The sequence below is a fragment of the Pseudomonas sp. AC083 genome (genome assembly GCF_979253165.1).
In genome coordinates, this window is record NZ_CEEDDH010000027.1 from 1 (window position 1) to 16,418 (window position 16,418).

32 protein-coding genes are annotated in these 16,418 nt (G+C 61.5%); 27 read left to right on the plus strand and 5 right to left on the minus strand.

Annotation, left to right across the window (positions count from 1 at the left end):
- The first annotated feature begins 491 nt into the window (after positions 1 to 491).
- The 16 genes from AC0IXA_RS26325 to AC0IXA_RS26400 all read left to right on the plus strand — a co-directional run bounded on the left by AC0IXA_RS26325 (position 492) and on the right by AC0IXA_RS26400 (position 7,618).
- Entirely contained in the window at positions 492 to 806 is a 315-nt protein-coding gene (locus AC0IXA_RS26325; RefSeq protein ID WP_130901869.1) for a hypothetical protein, read from the plus strand.
- A gap of 62 nt (positions 807 to 868) precedes the next feature.
- The gene (locus AC0IXA_RS26330) at positions 869 to 1,282 is read left to right on the plus strand and encodes a helix-turn-helix domain-containing protein (protein ID WP_471814783.1); all 414 of its coding nucleotides are present in this window, start codon (positions 869 to 871) and stop codon (positions 1,280 to 1,282) included.
- A gap of 84 nt (positions 1,283 to 1,366) precedes the next feature.
- Entirely contained in the window at positions 1,367 to 1,567 is a 201-nt protein-coding gene (locus AC0IXA_RS26335) for a hypothetical protein (RefSeq protein ID WP_471814784.1), read from the plus strand.
- Between the two features lie 13 nt (positions 1,568 to 1,580).
- Positions 1,581 to 2,960 (plus strand): hypothetical protein, encoded by a 1,380-nt coding sequence (locus AC0IXA_RS26340; protein ID WP_471814785.1) that lies wholly within the window; start codon positions 1,581 to 1,583, stop codon positions 2,958 to 2,960.
- 37 nt (positions 2,961 to 2,997) lie between these two features.
- A complete protein-coding gene (locus AC0IXA_RS26345) occupies positions 2,998 to 3,390 on the plus strand; it encodes a LexA family protein (protein ID WP_471814786.1) in 393 nt (130 codons plus the stop codon).
- Positions 3,374 to 3,916, plus strand: coding sequence for a hypothetical protein (locus AC0IXA_RS26350; RefSeq protein ID WP_471814787.1), 543 nt, complete (start codon positions 3,374 to 3,376; stop codon positions 3,914 to 3,916). Before AC0IXA_RS26345 ends, AC0IXA_RS26350 begins: the two co-directional genes overlap by 17 nt.
- A 19-nt stretch (positions 3,917 to 3,935) precedes the next feature.
- Complete coding sequence (locus AC0IXA_RS26355) at positions 3,936 to 4,247, plus strand: hypothetical protein (protein ID WP_471814788.1); 312 nt, start codon at positions 3,936 to 3,938, stop codon at positions 4,245 to 4,247.
- 14 nt (positions 4,248 to 4,261) lie between these two features.
- The gene (locus tag AC0IXA_RS26360; protein WP_471814789.1) at positions 4,262 to 4,516 is read left to right on the plus strand and encodes a helix-turn-helix domain-containing protein; all 255 of its coding nucleotides are present in this window, start codon (positions 4,262 to 4,264) and stop codon (positions 4,514 to 4,516) included.
- Between the two features lie 69 nt (positions 4,517 to 4,585).
- Positions 4,586 to 4,792: a ribosome modulation factor gene (locus AC0IXA_RS26365; protein WP_471814790.1), complete on the plus strand. Its 207-nt coding sequence runs from the start codon at positions 4,586 to 4,588 to the stop codon at positions 4,790 to 4,792.
- Between the two features lie 153 nt (positions 4,793 to 4,945).
- A complete protein-coding gene (locus AC0IXA_RS26370) occupies positions 4,946 to 5,212 on the plus strand; it encodes a hypothetical protein (RefSeq protein WP_471814791.1) in 267 nt (88 codons plus the stop codon).
- Between the two features lie 36 nt (positions 5,213 to 5,248).
- Positions 5,249 to 5,566: a hypothetical protein gene (locus tag AC0IXA_RS26375; protein ID WP_471814792.1), complete on the plus strand. Its 318-nt coding sequence runs from the start codon at positions 5,249 to 5,251 to the stop codon at positions 5,564 to 5,566.
- Positions 5,567 to 5,602: 36 nt separating this feature from the next.
- A complete protein-coding gene (locus tag AC0IXA_RS26380) occupies positions 5,603 to 6,271 on the plus strand; it encodes a hypothetical protein (RefSeq protein WP_471814793.1) in 669 nt (222 codons plus the stop codon).
- Positions 6,268 to 6,693 carry a hypothetical protein gene (locus tag AC0IXA_RS26385; RefSeq protein ID WP_471814795.1) on the plus strand — a complete coding sequence of 142 codons (426 nt, stop codon included), beginning with the start codon at positions 6,268 to 6,270 and terminating at the stop codon, positions 6,691 to 6,693. Before AC0IXA_RS26380 ends, AC0IXA_RS26385 begins: the two co-directional genes overlap by 4 nt.
- Positions 6,690 to 6,938 (plus strand): hypothetical protein, encoded by a 249-nt coding sequence (locus tag AC0IXA_RS26390; protein ID WP_130901860.1) that lies wholly within the window; start codon positions 6,690 to 6,692, stop codon positions 6,936 to 6,938. Before AC0IXA_RS26385 ends, AC0IXA_RS26390 begins: the two co-directional genes overlap by 4 nt.
- Positions 6,935 to 7,246 (plus strand): hypothetical protein, encoded by a 312-nt coding sequence (locus AC0IXA_RS26395; protein ID WP_471814796.1) that lies wholly within the window; start codon positions 6,935 to 6,937, stop codon positions 7,244 to 7,246. Before AC0IXA_RS26390 ends, AC0IXA_RS26395 begins: the two co-directional genes overlap by 4 nt.
- Before the next feature lie 117 nt (positions 7,247 to 7,363).
- Positions 7,364 to 7,618, plus strand: coding sequence for a hypothetical protein (locus tag AC0IXA_RS26400; protein WP_130901858.1), 255 nt, complete (start codon positions 7,364 to 7,366; stop codon positions 7,616 to 7,618).
- Positions 7,619 to 7,683: 65 nt separating this feature from the next.
- On the opposite strand, the gene AC0IXA_RS26405 is transcribed toward AC0IXA_RS26400, so the two are convergent.
- The 5 genes from AC0IXA_RS26405 to AC0IXA_RS26425 form a co-directional block, all read right to left on the minus strand.
- A complete protein-coding gene (locus tag AC0IXA_RS26405; protein WP_471814798.1) occupies positions 7,684 to 7,950 on the minus strand; it encodes a hypothetical protein in 267 nt (88 codons plus the stop codon).
- A gap of 36 nt (positions 7,951 to 7,986) precedes the next feature.
- Complete coding sequence (locus AC0IXA_RS26410; RefSeq protein ID WP_471814800.1) at positions 7,987 to 8,634, minus strand: ParA family protein; 648 nt, start codon at positions 8,632 to 8,634, stop codon at positions 7,987 to 7,989.
- A gap of 114 nt (positions 8,635 to 8,748) precedes the next feature.
- Positions 8,749 to 9,165, minus strand: coding sequence for a LuxR C-terminal-related transcriptional regulator (locus AC0IXA_RS26415; protein WP_130901855.1), 417 nt, complete (start codon positions 9,163 to 9,165; stop codon positions 8,749 to 8,751).
- 37 nt (positions 9,166 to 9,202) lie between these two features.
- Complete coding sequence (locus tag AC0IXA_RS26420) at positions 9,203 to 9,454, minus strand: hypothetical protein (RefSeq protein ID WP_130901854.1); 252 nt, start codon at positions 9,452 to 9,454, stop codon at positions 9,203 to 9,205.
- Between the two features lie 92 nt (positions 9,455 to 9,546).
- Positions 9,547 to 10,212 (minus strand): XRE family transcriptional regulator, encoded by a 666-nt coding sequence (locus AC0IXA_RS26425; protein WP_130901853.1) that lies wholly within the window; start codon positions 10,210 to 10,212, stop codon positions 9,547 to 9,549.
- A 169-nt stretch (positions 10,213 to 10,381) separates the two neighbouring features.
- On the opposite strand from AC0IXA_RS26425, the gene AC0IXA_RS26430 reads away from it, so the two are divergent.
- The 11 genes from AC0IXA_RS26430 to AC0IXA_RS26480 all read left to right on the plus strand — a co-directional run bounded on the left by AC0IXA_RS26430 (position 10,382) and on the right by AC0IXA_RS26480 (position 16,301).
- Positions 10,382 to 10,645 carry a hypothetical protein gene (locus AC0IXA_RS26430; protein WP_130901852.1) on the plus strand — a complete coding sequence of 88 codons (264 nt, stop codon included), beginning with the start codon at positions 10,382 to 10,384 and terminating at the stop codon, positions 10,643 to 10,645.
- Between the two features lie 22 nt (positions 10,646 to 10,667).
- Entirely contained in the window at positions 10,668 to 11,198 is a 531-nt protein-coding gene (locus tag AC0IXA_RS26435; RefSeq protein ID WP_471814801.1) for a hypothetical protein, read from the plus strand.
- Between the two features lie 22 nt (positions 11,199 to 11,220).
- The gene (locus tag AC0IXA_RS26440; protein WP_471814802.1) at positions 11,221 to 11,682 is read left to right on the plus strand and encodes a hypothetical protein; all 462 of its coding nucleotides are present in this window, start codon (positions 11,221 to 11,223) and stop codon (positions 11,680 to 11,682) included.
- Positions 11,669 to 11,881 (plus strand): hypothetical protein, encoded by a 213-nt coding sequence (locus AC0IXA_RS26445; RefSeq protein WP_130901849.1) that lies wholly within the window; start codon positions 11,669 to 11,671, stop codon positions 11,879 to 11,881. Before AC0IXA_RS26440 ends, AC0IXA_RS26445 begins: the two co-directional genes overlap by 14 nt.
- A gap of 38 nt (positions 11,882 to 11,919) precedes the next feature.
- Positions 11,920 to 12,318 (plus strand): hypothetical protein, encoded by a 399-nt coding sequence (locus AC0IXA_RS26450; protein ID WP_130901848.1) that lies wholly within the window; start codon positions 11,920 to 11,922, stop codon positions 12,316 to 12,318.
- Positions 12,315 to 12,587 (plus strand): hypothetical protein, encoded by a 273-nt coding sequence (locus AC0IXA_RS26455; protein ID WP_471814803.1) that lies wholly within the window; start codon positions 12,315 to 12,317, stop codon positions 12,585 to 12,587. Before AC0IXA_RS26450 ends, AC0IXA_RS26455 begins: the two co-directional genes overlap by 4 nt.
- A gap of 151 nt (positions 12,588 to 12,738) precedes the next feature.
- Entirely contained in the window at positions 12,739 to 14,004 is a 1,266-nt protein-coding gene (locus tag AC0IXA_RS26460; RefSeq protein ID WP_471814804.1) for a tyrosine-type recombinase/integrase, read from the plus strand.
- 40 nt (positions 14,005 to 14,044) lie between these two features.
- A complete protein-coding gene (locus AC0IXA_RS26465; protein ID WP_130901845.1) occupies positions 14,045 to 14,491 on the plus strand; it encodes a hypothetical protein in 447 nt (148 codons plus the stop codon).
- A 231-nt stretch (positions 14,492 to 14,722) separates the two neighbouring features.
- A complete protein-coding gene (locus tag AC0IXA_RS26470) occupies positions 14,723 to 15,040 on the plus strand; it encodes a phage holin, lambda family (RefSeq protein ID WP_227974568.1) in 318 nt (105 codons plus the stop codon).
- A 121-nt stretch (positions 15,041 to 15,161) separates the two neighbouring features.
- Entirely contained in the window at positions 15,162 to 15,542 is a 381-nt protein-coding gene (locus tag AC0IXA_RS26475; protein ID WP_471814805.1) for a hypothetical protein, read from the plus strand.
- An 18-nt stretch (positions 15,543 to 15,560) separates the two neighbouring features.
- Positions 15,561 to 16,301 (plus strand): hypothetical protein, encoded by a 741-nt coding sequence (locus AC0IXA_RS26480; protein WP_471814806.1) that lies wholly within the window; start codon positions 15,561 to 15,563, stop codon positions 16,299 to 16,301.
- Positions 16,302 to 16,418: the final 117 nt, after the last annotated feature.

The window sequence follows — 16,418 nt, forward strand, 5'->3', positions numbered from 1 at the left end:
ACCGTGCCATTTGTGCATGACGAGCTGACGAAATAGATATGCCTGCCCACTTCGCGCCTGGAGGCGCGGGGCAAGGAAACAGCTCTGCGGTCACCCCGCCGCCGTTCCTTCAGTGAGGCGCCTTCCAGTCGCTGTGGGACGTTCCAAGCTCGCACTCGACTAAAGCCCTGGTCGACGTCCCTTCGCTCCTTCACGCGCCGCCTACGGCCAGTCGGTCGCGCAAGCGCTCCAGTGGTCAGGTCGGGGCTGCCCTGCGTTCGGTGTTCTGCCTGTTGCCTCCGCGTTGCCTGTATCAGCGATTACAGGCGACATCGAAGGCCGTGGCCGCGCTCGGGGCGTGTCGCAGCTCTGGCGGCCTTGTGGTGCGTTTGGCGACTGGGCGCATCAGGATGCGCATTAACGAAATAACGAATTGACGAATTAACGAAACGCGAATAAGGTTCGTCCCAAGGCCGGGCATTACGTCAAGGCCGCACTCCGGGATAAAACCGATGACTAAACAAGCACCGCATGTGGTCGCTTTGAAAAAAGCGTTCTTCGATCGTTACGCAATTCAACTCAATGTTCGTATGGCTGGGGGATCGCAGCGCGATTGCCTAGTGCTGGCGGTACCGGAATTTCGCAAGCTGCCCGAGGTCGACCGTGTGCAGTTGGTGGATATCGGTATCTGGCTAGAGGCTCAAGGCTACTATTCGTGCGAGGATTACGGCCGCGTTGGGTTGCTGGCGTCGCCGTCTGGCTGGACGTGCTGGCATGGCGGGGCCTCGGTCAAGGTCAGGTATTGCCCTGATCGATTAACGAAATAACGATTTAACGAAATAACGACAACCGCCGGCACTGCCGGCGGTTTAGCATTGGAGGCTGATGGATGTTTGCTTTGTTGCGGCGTGACGGGTCACGCGAGGAATTCGACGCGCCCGATATGTGGGAGGCGATGCGCAAAGCGCTGCGTCTAGACGCCGCTCAACTGGAAGTGCCGGGTGATCCCCCGCGTTCGATGACTGCTGATCAGGTGCGCCAGGAGCTGGCTCTGAATCGCCCTGGCTTGTTCGATGCTTATGCGCCTGGGTGGATGCCTCCTACGGTTGAGGAATTCCGCGAGCTGTTGCGGGTGACCGGGTTGCCGGGAAGTGCGGCCGGGCTGCTGGTCGGTGTTTCACAGAAAAAGATCCGCAAGTGGGCCGGTGGCGAGGGGGAAGTGCCTTACGCAGTCTGGCGCCTGCTGAGCATTTATGCCGGGCTGGCCAAGCCTTCAGTCCGAAATGACGAATTAACGAAATAACGAATTGACGAATTAACGAAACGACTTTAAAGTCTGCTCCAAGGCCGGGCAATCCCCGCCAAGGCCGCCCACCGGAGCAGACCGATGACCACCGCGCAACAATCAGCCATGCAGGCCGTGGCCAACCAACTCCCAACCTCCCGTTTAATTGAGGCCGTCCGTTTTGTGGGTGGCGCCGTTTTGCCGCCTCCCGAAAACATGGCCCGTGCTGCATTACTGACGGCCTATCAGGAGCGTGAAGGCGATGACGCGTTAGATGCGCTCATGGATGAAATCGGACTTTAAAGGAGCGTTGGCCATGGCCCGCAAGAAACCCGCTGCACACCTCGCCCGTGACGAACGGCCGGAATTCCTCGCGCTGGTGGCTGAGCTGGCCGACGTGCCCGCCGAACAATTCCCGGCGCTGGCCAAGCAGGCCGCCGAGCAGTACCACGATGCGGTACTGGCGGGCCACGTCGACGCGCTCGATCGGGCCGAAGATGCCTACACCGCACTGGTGTACAAACTCAACGGCGACACCCTGCGCGGTTGCAAGGCCGATGCCGAAAGCGCCGGTCATGTTCTGGCCCGTGCGGTCGCGGCGCAGCCTGGGCAGGTGCCGGGCTGGGGGCAGGCCGGCGAGTTCCTGCTGGAGGTCGACGGTTTGCGGGTGTGGGTGGTGGTGCCCCATCACATGCTGGGCAATCACCGGTTTTGTGACTTTCGCGCGGTGGATCTGGACAAGCCGTTTGTCTCCGAAACCGGATACCGGTCCGTGACTCTGACCGCGACGTCGAGCATTGGCGAAACCGTTGATCAGGCGGCGCGCCGCGAGGTGCTGGAGTTGATCCAGGCAGCGGGCAAGCTCAAGACGATCGAGGGCGAGTATGTCGATCGCCGGGGTGCAGACAAGCGCCCGGCATGGCTGGTCGACGCATTGGCCGGCGTGCGCGCTAACGGTCAGTTGGCCATGTTTGGTGATGCCCCAAAAGACCCGAATGCCAAGGCGCCCTTGACCAATGCCCAGCGGCAAAAGGCCTTTCGCGAACGCAAGCGCGCCGAAAAGGAGGCCGCCAAGGAGGAAGGGCTGGTGTCGTTGTCGCTAGGGCGTGATGACCTCAGCTATATGTGGTGGGCCATGAGCGTGTTTCTGACTGCGCGGCGCGACCTTGAACACCTTAAGCAGCCGTATGTGCGCGAGCGGCTGGCCAAGATTTTTGGCGGGTTGCCTTTCTGGACGCCCGAGGCGATCGATAGGCTGGATCAGGATGAAGGGATCTTGAACGGCGAAAAGCGCGTGGAATCGGAGCGCAAGCGCGGTTGGGAGGAATATGAGAAGTACCGCAAGATTGCCGCCGCGCAGGGCAAGGAGTTGGCCGAGGCGCGAGCGGAAATCGAGCGCCTAAAAAACGGCTTGCAGGCGATCGCGGCCGAAGTCAGTGGTGTGCCGGCTTCGATCGCGGCGGCCGATACTGGCGCTGTGGCCAAGAAGTCCAAGCCCGCGCGACTTTCGCCAAACATGCTGTATGTGCTGCAAGGGATCTGCGCCGGTAAGCCGGCCGATCATGGCTGCGGCGGCCGATCGGAACATGGGGCGCGTGGGCAAACCCTGATCGCGCTGCGCGAGCGTGGCCTGCTGGATCATAATGACGAGCCGACCGAGGCAGGTCGGGCGTTGATCGCCGAGCGCGGCGAGTGATCCCGCGTTACCGTAACGAACAACAAGGACTAACCCGATGACCGATACGTCGAAGTTTTGCGACAGCCCCGTGTCAGCCTCAAACGAGGTGCTGGACGTCGGCCCGCTGCTGTCGCTGGATGAAGTGCTGAATATCCGCGACGCGGCGACCTATCTGGTGCGCGTCGAGGGCGAGAGCATGCAGGGTGCCGGCATTTTCGACGGTGACCTGCTGGTGGTGAACAAGGCGGTGGAGCCGGTGCGGGGGCAGATCGTGATTGCCGTGGTCAACGGTGAGCCGCTGTGCAAGCGCCTGGACTTCTGCACGCAAGGCCCTGTTCTGCGCTCGGAAAACCCGCGTTTCCCGCCGCGTTACGTGCTGGAAGGCGACGATTTTTCTGTTTGGGGTGTGGTGACGCACAGCGTGCGCAGCCATGTTCACCGTGTTTGAGTCGCAGGCTATGCCGACCCCGTCCAACGTGCCGAAAAAGCCGATCCTGCTGCCGCTGACCGATGCCCAGGTGCGGGCCGGTGCCCTCCCGGGCGAAAGCTGGGAGCAGGCCCGGCGCCGGCTGGAGGCGGCGCGCGTGCGCGCAGCGGCCGCCGGCGAGGCGATCGAGCTGGGCGAAACGAGTACAGCCGAGTCGATCGACGCTATCGGCGACGACGTCGACGCGCCGGAATTTGCCTTTGCCGCGCTGAGCGTGCCCGAGCAGGCCGCCGCTGACGCGCTGGTCGACGACTGGTCGGGGCTGACGGTCGCCCAGGTGGCGGCACTGGCTGCGCCCGGGGATGACTGGGAAGCGGGGCGCAATCGGGCGTATCGTCTGCATCATTGCGTAACGGCCTGCGCGCCGTGCGCGGTGTGCAATCCCGACGGCGTGCAGCCGTATGGCGGCTGGCTCGACCGTCCCGGGCACGATTGCCGGACCTGCGAAACCCGGGGCAGCTACATCAAGATCCCACACAGTTTTTGACGACAAGGAAATCCACGCCATGGCCAGACCGAATAACGACCCGATCACCCTGACCCTGCCGGCGCATGTGGTGAACATGCTGACGCAATGGGCGCGTCTTGATCGCGACCTGATGCTGGCCGAAGATCGCCCAGCGCGGCTCAAGCTGCGTGAGCAGCGTGCGACCTGGGCCAATGAGATTGCGAGTGATGTGTTGCAGTTGCTGCCGGCCTCTCACGTTGGCAAGGATCTGGCCGAGGTGATCAACGAGCGCGCCGCCGTCTATGCCGCCGATCACGCGGTGCAGTCTGCTGCGGCCGCCCAGGCAGATAAAGCCGAACGATCCCACTGAAAGGAATCCCCACCATGACCGAACAAGTACCGGCCTGCCCAACCTGCGGCCAGTCCGTGCCGTCCCTGGGCGAGCGCATCCGCGAATGCCGCACCGCGCCGAACTGGACCCGCGCCGAAGTGGCCGCGCGGCTCGGCGTCACCCCGGCGCGCCTGGCGCTGTGGGAAGACGACAAGGTCCGCCCGGGCGCGGCCGACGCCGAGGCGCTGGCTGCGCTGTTTGGGCGATCGCCGGCGCATTTCGCCGTTACCCGTCACGAATCCAACTGAAAGGAACCCTCCGCCCTCAAGATCGAGGGCGACCCAACCAAGCCGGCGCCGCCGGCAGGAGCTGAAGCGATGACCGAGCAGACCCCCGCCGAACCGAACTACGATGACCATGATTGGTTTGCCATGGGTGCCGAAGCGTTCCGCGCTGGCCAGCCGCTGGATCTGTGCCCGTCCCCCGTCGACAACCTGTCAGCGGCGGTGAACTGGGACGCCGGATGGCACGAAGCGCGCGAAGAGAAGCGCGCCGAGGATGGCGAGTCGCCGCGTTACGAATAACGCCGCTTATGTAAAACGACCCCCACCAGTCAGGCGACCGGCGGGGGTCTTTTTTTGTCTCCGTGGTTCCCACTTTGCGCATAAGTGGGTGCCCACTTTGCTATGATCTGGTTTTACGCAATACCCGCCCATTACTCGCAAAGGAAAGCCGCCATGTCGCAACCCGCCGTCGACCACTCGGATCTGGTGCAAGCCGCCGAGTCCATCAAGTTCGCCCAGCTCCGGCTCATGGATCTGGTGCGGGCCGCGTACCCGATCGATGCCATCGTGGCCGTGAACATGGGCCGCCATGTTGTGCGCGTGAAAATCGCCGGCTACGGCGCCTCCTACGCCATCGGCGCCGGCGACCTGTGGGGCGACAACATCGTCAGCGGCCGCCGCCGGCGCTTTCACTTCAGCCAGATCATGACCGGCGTGTGACGCGTCACAACCTACCGAGATAAGGAGATTCAGCGCATGCCGCGTTATCACATCCACTTCGCCGCGTCTCGCGACCACTACCCGCAAAGCTCGGAACACACGCGCGTTATCGATCTGGAAAACCCGATTGAATACGACAGTGATATCGATCTGGTGCAGACCTTGGCCGCCGAGAATGTCGGAGCCAAGGCCGCCATGCTGACCAGTTGGCGCGAGCTGAAAGGCGAGGTGCGCCCGGAGTTCTACCACTGCCTGCCGTGCCGAATGGAATGGCCGGTGGGCTATGAGATGCGTTGCACCGTGTGTTCGCGTCTGGCATCGGCCGGGCCGCTGTTCGAAAAAGCCGGCGCGTGACGCGTCACAACCTACTGAGTGAAGGAGATTCAACCGATGTCGACCGCAACCGCAACCGCAACCCCGGCCGAACCGGCCTGCACGTACCAGCGCTTTACCTTCGAATGCCGTGGCGACGGCTTCCTGTGGGATGCCGACCACGACGGCTGGGATCCGACCGAGCAGGATCACCCGTGCCCGCGCTGCAACGTGCCCGAGTTTCTGGCCCGGGCCAAGGAGGAGGCGCAAAGCACCGTCGATTGGCAGTCGGGTGGCCGGTACCAGACAGGTGAAGACATTTGGTTGAGTCATCTGGCCTACGCGCTCGAGCAAAACCCGGGCGCGGTGCCGGCGGCGCTGGCCGAGCTGGGGCCGGTCGATGCCCTGGTGCCCGACGCGACGGCCGAGGACGGTTGCGCGGTGCGCCGGCACAATGACCCCGCGTCGGTGGTGGATCTGCTCGGCGACAAGCCTGCGGCCGCGCCGCTGGGCGCGTATTGGGTGGGTGAGCATGACGTCTATGCCGCGCACTCGCCCGAGCAGGCGCTGGAGCTGTGCGAAGGGCATTCAGGCATGCCGGACACCTTCGACATGGACGACGTGCGGGAGCTGACGGCCGTCGAGCTGGATAAGCCGTTGCAGGAAGAAGACGGCACGCCGTGCGGCACGGTGCGCTCGATGCTGGCCGCCATGACCGCGCCGGGCGAACTGGTGAGTTTCGAATGAGCGGCCAAGCGAAGGTGTGCACCGCCACGAACGTGACCCTGTACGTCGACGGAGAAGAGTTGCCGCCGGTGGCCATCGGTTCGGCGCCGATTGGGCATGCGCCGCTGTTTTCCGGCGTGATCGAGCTGGGCGGCCGGCTGTCGCCGGTGACGCTCGGGGAGGCTGACCCACTGTTGCCGGCGGTGGCGCGCTGGGTCGCGGCGCGGCCCTTCACCGGCCCCGGGGCAGTTCGGCGGCGGTTCGGCATCGGCCTGCATCGAGCACGCCGGCTGCTGACGGCGCTGGTCGAGCGGCGGCTGCTGCGTGGCCACTGGTGCCGGGTGGCGTCGATCGCCTTTGTGGCCGGCAGTGAGGAATGGGCCTTTCGCATCTACCGGGTGCAGCCGTGGGCATGGGCGGATCTGCAAGGCGGTGCGTTATGAGTAACGCGATTATCGGCATCGCCTTGCCGGCCAACGTGGTCGACGTGGTCCGGAGGATGCTTGAGGATCTGAGCCGGGCGCCGAACGAGCTGTCGGTGGCGTATAAGCTGGGTGAGCTGCAAGGGGCCATAATGACTTTGGAGCGCTTGCAGCGTCTGAGCCGCGCCAATGCCGTGCGGCTCTGCCAGCATGCGGATGGTGTGGCCAGGCAGCGCGAGGTTGCACTACAGGAGAAACCGCAATGACGTTGCCGTTAGGGCCAGAGTTTGAACGAGATCTGTGCGACCTGCGTGCGCTGTCGCCCGAGGTCGCGGAGCTGGCCGAGCGGATCGCCCAGGCAGTGCGGCCGGAGGCGACCGAGTCCGGCGCCTCGGTGTTGACCTGGGCGTTGTTTGAGCTGATGGACGCACTGGCCCAGGACTGGCCGAACAGCGTGCGCGTGACCTGTTCGTGGTTGGGGGATTTGCGCGTGTTGGGTGCGCTGACGTCTGCCGAGGTGGACGGCTTCAAGGTTGAGGTGCGCCGCCTCGGCGGAAATTCGGCGTTACTGTAACGCGTCGTTGATCTGGTAGTCTGCCGCCATTGGCGGGCCGTGCAGGTAAGAGGGGGTAGCGGTGGCATTTTCGTATGTAGGGCCGGCCGTGCTGCGGTTCACTGGCGCGGGGCAAGCATGAAGCGCAAGGGGTACGAGGAGGGCAACTTTCTGGATTTGGTACGCGCCGGCGCCGTTCGTGAGAGCAAGGCGGCGCGAGTGACAACCCGTAAGGGCGAGCAATGGGCCTTCTATTTCCGCCTCGGCGGTCCGGCGTCTGATTGGCATGCGATCCGCTCCAAGCGCGAGCCGGTGCGCACCTGGGCGAAGTTGGATACGCTCGCGGAGTTTGCCGACAAGGCGGGCGTTCGGGTGTTTGCGGTTGAACAGTAGCGTGATCGATATGCAGGCATAAAAAAGCCCCGCCGAGTGCGGGGCTTTGCGTTTGTGGCCGGCGGTTACTTCGCTTGCTTGGACGCCTTGAGCAGGGCAAAGCCTTGGCGCAGTACCTCGACCATGCTCATTTTGTGCATGGTCGCGAACATCTTAAGGTCTTGCTTGAATTGAGCGTCAACCTTGAAATTCGCCGTTACGAGGTCGTCAGGCGCTGCCTGATGCGTGTGGCCAGACTTGGCGGCTGCGACCTCGGGAGCCTGTGCTGGAGGGGGTGCGCCTTTGGTGGATGCGGCTTTTTTGGCTGGTGGTTTCGGGGCTGTGACAGTCATCGCTCGACTTCCTTAATTCGTTAATTCGTCAATTCGTTATTTTGATTGTAGCGCAACGGCGCGGGTGATGATCGAAGAAATTAGGCGCTCTGCCTGTGCCCGTAAGCCCTTGTGCGACACCTCGATCACTGAAAGGCCAATGTCCATGGCGCGGCTGTAAGACACCTTCTGCGGCAGATGGCCGTCTAAGACGTGGTAGGGCTTGTGGCTTAGATACGCCTGTGCGTCTTCCAGTTCGGCCACGCTGTCGCCGACATGGTTTAGCGCGAACGCAATGCGCTCAACGGGGATGCCGTTTTTATGGTGCAGGGCATCGGCGAGCTTTACGGCGGGGTCTAGGTCGTCAAGAGAAAGCCCGGTAGGGATCACCAGTAGATCGCACACTTCGGCCATTTCGGCGGTCATCTTGCTGGCGAACGCAGCGCCGTCGAAGATCATCACGTCATAGTTGTCGGCTTGGCTCATGGCGTGCGCGACGGAGCCGAATTGCTCGACGTCGATTCGCGGCAGATGCCCGCGCTGCAATCGGCGTTGCTGCCAGATGGTGGTGGTGGATTGGTTTAGATCGAAGTCGGCAATCTTCACCGACCAATCGTTTTGCGCGAAGCCGATGGCGGTTCCGCGTGAGTCGGTGGATTTGCCAGGGCCACCCTTTTGATTTGCAAAGCCTACGATTAATGCCACGGTAAGATCCTTTTCGTTAATTCGTCATTTCGTCAATTCGTTAACGCAGGGCGAGTATAGGCCGGCGTGAAACGACTATCAAGAAAATAACGAATTAACGAAATAACGAATCGATCAGACCGAAAGAAGGCAGCGCGAAGGCGGGCCGCCGGCAGAGGCTGGAGAGGTGCGCACGGTGCGCGAAAATTCGGTAAGGGTGCGACTGCGGCGCTGGGAACGGGGGCGGTTGAAATCCGTGTCTACTTCCATGACTGCGATCAGGCACAGCATGAAGCACAGCGCTTGTGGGGCCAGTACGCCCAGCGTGAAGCCGCGAGTGATCATGTGCGCCTTGTTCTTTGCGCCGAGCTTACTGAGGATGTTGCGCTCGACCATGCGCATGCCGGCATCATCCAGTTGCAGCTCGCTCGCGATAACCGGTGTCGGGAAGCCCTCGGCAGTCTTGACCAGGACGAACAGTTCGCTGTCAGACAGGTTCTGTCCCGGGTAGCCGATAACTTCCTCGCCGTGGATCTGAACGCGGGCATTCATGGGGTGCGCTTCCTTGCGAAATAACGGGGAGGGGGTGTTAGTTGGAAAGGTCGAGGCGGATAGCGTCCAGTTGACGGCGCAGCATGCCAAGCAAGTCGGCCATCTGTTCCATGTGTTCAACGGTGACGTGTCCCTGGTCAATGCAATACAGGGCTGTGGTTTGCATTGAGCCTGCCAGCGAATGGACTTCTTTAATCGCGACCACGCGGCGGCGCTGAATGGCCACTGCGCCGCCGATTTGGCTGATGGAGTGCGGGGTGATGTGGGAAACGTCGCTACCTTGCTGCATGGGGGAACCTGCCTTTCCTAAGTTGCGTGGCATGTTACACGCAAAGTGTAAATCTGAGCAATAAAAAAGCCCTTAGACTAAGGGCGGTTTTTCTATCTATCGTGCGATATGCGTACTACGCGGCCGACGATATCCAGCTTTTCAAGGGCTTCAGGTGTCAAAGTGCTATCAGCGTACTGGGAGCTGTCACCCGCTTTCAAGGTGAAAGTGCCGTCCAGTTCGGGGCAGATCCAGCGAATCCAGATGTTGCCGGCAACAATGATCCCGAAAAGGTCAGCGCCGCGCACGGTGGTTTGCTCGCCATCAAGCAGCAACTCGTCACCCTCAACGATCATCGGGGCCATGCTGGCATCGATCTGTTTGATGCAAAGCAGTTTATTGCGGTTCATGCCGCGCGCTTCGATATAGCTGACGCTGAACGCGGTGCTGTCTGTGGCCTGGGTCAAAGGTACGGCCCCGGCTTTGGTTTGAATGCTGGTTGGGTTGGCCGTCACATAGTCGGACGTAACCGCATTCAGACTGTCGTTATCGGTGTAGCCATTGATCCAAGCCGGAGTTTTCCCGAAGACTTTGGCGAGCAGCAAAACCATGTCGCTCGGCGGCATGCGCGAGGCCTGTTCCCAATTGGAAAAGCGGGAATAGCCGAAGGGCTGGCCGGATGCTTGAGACAGGCGATCGGCCGTCTCTTCCAGCGTCCAACCCTTTTCCGCGCGACACTGCCTAATCCGTTTGGCCACAATTTCCATTAATTCAGACATGCGCAATCTCTCATTCGGCGCCGTGAGTTTTCACGCCTTGGCAATAGATGGATATTATCCGTAACCCGAATAAATATACACTTTAAGTGTAGATACTGCGAAAAAAAGCTTGAGGAATGGGATCCAGTCGAAATAGACTTACACTATTCGTGTAAAGGGGTTTCTATTCGTGGAACTAAATCAGTGGATTGAAAGCGTCGGTGGTGTGTCGGTGCCGGGCAAGTTGAGCCTAGGCGCTATCACCGCCGTTGCCACTCTGCTCGAAGAAGAACCGCGCACGGTTTCCTCGTGGTATCGCAAAGAGCGGCGGCCGTCTTTCAACGCCGGCATGAACATTCTTTCCAAGTCCGGCGGTGTCGTGGACTGGAACGGCATTTATGCGCCGTTCGCCTTGGAAGTGATGAAGGCCCGGGTGAAGAATGTCAGGGCTTAGCCTGCCGTCCGGGTTCTCCACGTTGCCGATCGTTTTAAAGGTCGAGCAGCGCTTTGGTGTTGCCGGGTTCGCCCGCTTAATCAAGCTTCTGGAGCAGTTCGCCGCCAGTCCCTCGCGCGCCGCCGGCGTTGTAGAGCTGGATGGCAGCGATTGGCGTGAGGCGTTGCAGATAGGCCCGCTTGAACTAAATGTGTTCATGACTTACCTCGCTGCCGACGGCTTCTTGTACCTCGATCAGCCGCCCGCACCCAACTCCCCGTTACGCGTAACGCTTTCGGACTTCCAAGCATTTTTGCCGGCTTCGCCGCTGCCCCGCGTCGCCAATGAATGGCGACTGTGGTTCATCGCTGAGGCGCAAATGCCTGAAGACCAAGGCAAAGACCCTTATATCCAATCTTTGTTCCGTCGTTGGTGTGCTTCCAATACGACGGTCGATGAAATGAGAGCCGCCATAGAGCTGGCCAGCCAGGAGGGGGCGGACAAGTCGCCGGCCACCCTGCATAACTATTTGATGACTGTGCGCAAAGAAAAATTAGAAGTGGCGCGCCGCTGATGGCGTGCCCAAGGGGAATTCCTTGTTATTGATTGCACTGTCTGGCGGCCACCCAAAAGAGCGCACCGAAATCGCCGATCGCCTTGTTTCCTCTGGAAAGGCGCGCTTGGCCGCGTATTCCATGGAGACGCCCAGCGAGAAAAATGCCGGCCGTCGTGTCGAGCTGCTGCGCGCTTTCTTGGATGGTCCGGCCGACGCCGCGTGTGATCCGTCGCCTGTAGGCGGGTTGGTGATTGCGAACTGCCTGAGTGAGCTGGAGGCGGCCGAGATTCGCCGCCGTGGTGGTTTCATTTGGCACCTATACAGTCGTCCTTCGGGGTCTGTGAGCATTCGCCGGGGTGATTTGATCGTGACTGATGGGACCGCCGGGTTTGCGCATGTGTGCGAGCCGCTGGAGGCGCTTTCCGAGTCGTGCATGGCCTACTTGGCGGCAAATGGGAGCGTGCGTGCAGCGCTTGAGGATCTGGCGAATGGGCCTCAATAGTCGCGCGTTGCCGGGGTATGCCTACGGCGATCCCGCGAAGATTGTCGAGGCGCAGGAGCTGCGCGCGTTGGGTTGCAAGGTTTGCGTGCGTGCCGAGAGCATTTTTGGCCTGTCGGTGTGTACCAGCGGCCTCAAGTTTCCAGCCTGCAAAAACATGCCGCGCACCGGTTACAGGCTGATGCCCGAGGCCGGCGGCTAAGGGGGGCTTCAATGGCGAGAAGGAAAGGTAACAATCGCTTGGATAGCGCCCTTGAACTATGGGCGCGCTGGAGCTGGCCGGAAAGTGGCGGCGGCACCAGTGGGAAATCCATGCTCGCCAAACTGATCGACAATAAAGGTGAAATCTTTTTCGGTGGTTCTGGTCCGTCTGGCGGCCCTGTCGATGGGCTGGAAAGCAAGATCGAGGCGGCCGTGCTGGGCATGTTTGTCGAGAACGCGCTGCGCGCTGACGTCCTGCGGCTTGAGTACGGGGCGAACTGGTGGGCAGTGGCTGAGCGCCGAAAGATCGTCGGTTATGAGCAGGATGGTATCGGCCAGTTTGAGAAGGCCGACGCGCTGGGTGTGAGCTTGAGAACGTACCGCAGCCGCCTCGCTGAGGCGCGCGCAACCATTGAAACGCTGTTGGGGATCAAATGAACTTCCACCCTTTATTTGCCGGTTTCCGTGGGGAAGATCCCTACGCCGTCGGGGCCGCCCTGGGCTTCGCTATTCATGTCGAGACGGCGCGGGGTGTTTTGCCGGCTGCGCTCAATCCAGCACAGCGCTCGCGCATGGACCGCGGCGGGGATCTGGTCGGGTTTCGGTTTGCCGGTGGCTGGGGTGCGCCGGGCGTCTATTGCCTGATGTTCGCCAAGCCCTTGACCACTGTGGCCGCGAAGATGTGGCAGGCAGGTCTCCCCGAGTAACGCGTTAAGGCTGTCGCGCAAGGCGACAGTTCGGCACTACCCGTTCCAACCAATCAATTTATGGGCATTGTCGCGCCTGCGGCCTTGCTTTGCCTGAAGAAAGACAACGCCGCCCGCCGGCATGGCCGTGGGCACCATTGAGGCACGCACCATGGCGACACTCACGGTTCCTATCTCTGACGCGGTGATCAAGCGGCACGCCGAAGATCCGCACGTCACGGAATTGAACGACCCCCGGCACCCGCTGCGCTTTCGTTACCGTAACGATCGCAGCAAAGGCAGTTGGCATCTGGTGCGCTACGACAACGGCCCGGTGTGGCGCAAGGCGGCGAACTGGCCCGACGTGCCGACGCGGCTGATGATCGACAGCGTGCCCGACGTGCTGGCTCGCCTGATGACCGATCCGACAGCGGCGGCCACCGTCGATGGCTGGGAGCGTGTCGGCCAGGTGCTGGACTGGTACGTCGAGCGCCTGAAGGCTGATCGGTTGTTATCCAGTGAGCGCAAGGCCTCGGCCCTGTCAGCCATTACCCGCCAGTTGCTGCCCGCCCTGGGCGACTTGGCGCTGTGCAAAATCAACCCCGACACCCTCGACCGCCATTTGATTTGGCATATGCAGGCCGAGTACAGCCTGGGTTACGTCAAATCGACCTTGGACGTGCTGAAAGTCGTTTTCAGTCGCGCGCTGACCCTGAAGAAAATCACCGTCAACCCGATGGCGGGCATCACGTTCGGCAACTTCACCAAAGCGAAGATCCGGCCCAAGGGGGCGCGCTTGCGTCATGTGGCCGTTGTGGATCTGCTGGCCGACTGGGCTGAGTTCTTCGCCAAGGATCCGGCCGGCGTCGCGCTGATGGTGCTGATGCTGACCCATGCCACGCGCATCACTGAAACCCGCTTGGCCAAGTGGAAAAACATCCATTTGGACGCGGGGGAGTGGTTCCTGCCCGGAGCTGACACCAAATCAAAGCGCGACCATGTCTTGCCGCTGACCCCGCAAGCCGTGGCCTTTCTGCGTCGTTACCGTGAAGACCAAGAGGCGAGGGGGTACACCGGGGCTTTCCTGTTCCCGTCGTCTGTGCGTGCCGGTCGACCTATGTCACGCAGTCAGGCCTTTGCGGTGTTCACCCGTTACGGTGCCGGCGAATGGACAAGCCACGACCTGCGCAAACTCGCACCTTCTATATGGGCAAACCTTGGCGTGGATCCGCTGGTGGGCAAGCTGCTGCTGAATCACGCGACCAGCGAACTGGAACGCACCTACTTCCAAGCCATGGGCGAACAGGTCAAGCGCAACGCCCTGGAGCGGTGGCACGCATGGCTCGACGCGCAAGGTTTTGACGCGTTGCAGGACAAGACAGGAGCAAGACGCGCGGTTAAGCCGATCGCCGTAGACCCCTCGGGCTGGCTGGCCTGAGCCGTACAACCCAAATTAATCATATAAGAGGATTTTAAACATGACTGACGTGCCGACGTTGCCAGCGGTGGTGGGGGGCTTGGACGTGGCGACCGATCGCGTCGAAGGCCCGTTGATTGATCTTGTGACGCGTCACAGCGCTGAGGAAAGCGGCGAGAGTGCGGCGGCGCAGCGCAAGCGGGAGCAGCGAGAACGCGACGCGGCGGCCGGGGTTGTGGAGTTACGCGCCAGAATTGGGCCGATCGAGGCGGCGCAATTGGCTGAGGCCCTTGTATTCCGGGCCTCTGGAGCCGAACCGTATACCGCAACCGAATACGTGTTGACGCTGATCCGTCGTGACGCGGATTTGATCAAACAGCAGCGTGGAGTTGTTGAAAGCAAAAGCTGCGCACACTGCCGAAAGCCTTTGCCACGGGGCTGCGGCGGGGTTTGGGCTGGGGAATTGCCGTGCGTTTTGCCGCAACTTGAACGGGCGTTGTGGCTGTGATCGAGGTCAAAAAGCGAAGGGTTGACAGGGTAGGGTGTTTACACGTTTAGTGTTTTTTTACACGAAAAGAGTTGACCCCCTTTGCAGTTTCCCCTATCGTTTGCGTCATTGTGGTGTTGTTCCGGCCACGATACTCATCGCAAAACAGTCAATTCAGCCCCCGGCCCTCACAGGTCGGGGGTTTTTTTATGCCTATTCCCCGTGATCGGGAGAACAAACGAGATGCCGAACATGCCCCCAGAAAAAGACCCGACTTTCTGGGTCATTGTTGCTGCTGCACTCAAGGATCACGGCTTGGCCGGCTTGCTGGCCTTCGTCCTGAGTTATCTGCGGATTCTCTACGAAGCCAAAGAGCCACGTTGGGATCGCCAGTTGCTGGAGGCCGCGCTGGGCGGCGTTCTGGTGTTCCTGGTCGGTATCGGCGCTGAGAAAGCCGGTTTGGGTGGTGGCTGGTCTTATGGCGTCGGTGGCGTGGTCGGTGTCCTCGGCGTTGAGCAGGTGCGCCTGTTCGCCAGGCGCTGGGCCGAGCGCAAGGCGGAGACGCTGTGATGTTCCGGCCGTTGCGGCTGGTTCTGGTTGTTCTGGTGGCGTTCGCCGTTTCGGCGCATGTCGAGTGTCGGGAATCTGAGGCCTGCAAGCTGCCGGCCGTTACGCATAACGAGGGGTTCGCATGAGCAAGGCCGAGAGCGCGGGGAAATGGGTTTGGAACGTTGTTCCTGACGGTGGTGGCGATCCTTTGAAAGTGACTGCCGGTCAAATGGAAGTCGATAGCAATGGCGTGCACCTCTGTGCGGGTCCGGGGTATTGCGGCGGTCTGATTGCATCGTTTCCGCTCGGCACGCTGGTTTGGCGTGAGGAAGCACCGGTGTCTTCGGCGTCGCCGGGCGTCGAGCTGGTGGCGGGGGAGTTGGCTAAATTTGATCAGTCTCCCCGCGTCGAAATCGGCGCTATCAATATCACCGTGAATTCCCGCGAGGACGTCGCGCCGGCGCTCAATGCTGCCCTGCGCGCGCCTTGGCGTATTCGTCCTGGGCTGTTCTGGCCGTTCTGATTCATGTAAGGGGGTGGCATGTTCAAGGTCGGTTTCGAATTGGATTCAGCCTCTGCCCTGTTGCAGTTGGACGATATCGAGCGCCGGCAGATCCCGTTCGCCCAGGTATTGACCGCGACCCGGCTGGCTCAGCGGGTTAAAAAAGGCGTGCTGCCGGTGATGAAGGCCCGGCTTGATCGGCCAACACCGACCACGTTGAACAGCCTGTTTACGAAAGCGGCCACCACGTCGGGCAAGCCGGCTGAGGTCTATTTCAAGGATTCGTGGGCCTCTGGCATCCCTGCTGACGTTTACCTTCAGCAGGCGGTAACCGGCGGCCTGCGTCCGCATAAGCGCTTTGAAAAGGCGCTGATCGCTCGCGGCGTCATGCAGGCCAACGAATACGCGGTGCCTACTGCGCCATTCATGAACCAGTACGGCAACGTGTCGCGCGGCACCATGACCAAGATCCTGTCCGGCATGGGGGCCGCGTCATTGCGTGCGGGGTATCAGGCCAACGCCACGAACAGCCGGCGAAGCAAGGCCAAGGGCAACGCCCATCGCTATTTCTCTGCCGAGGTCGACGGTACGCGCGGCGTGTGGGAGCGCGTGTCGATGGGCATGGGTGATGCGGTGCGACCGGTCTTTGTCTTCAGTGCCTCGGCGCCGCGTTACCGCACCATTTTCCCGTTCTTCAAGATCGGGGAGAACATCGTGAAGGCGAACCACGCGGCCGAGTTCGCCCAGGCATTCGCCGACGCCAAGGCGACGGCGCGCTGATCAGGGGGCAGGGGTGCGAAAGGGCGACGAATGGTCGACTTTCGTGCCCTTTTCGCTTGACAGGGGGCGCGGGAGCAAATCCGAAAGGTACTCCCGGACCCCACCCCCATTGGGGGT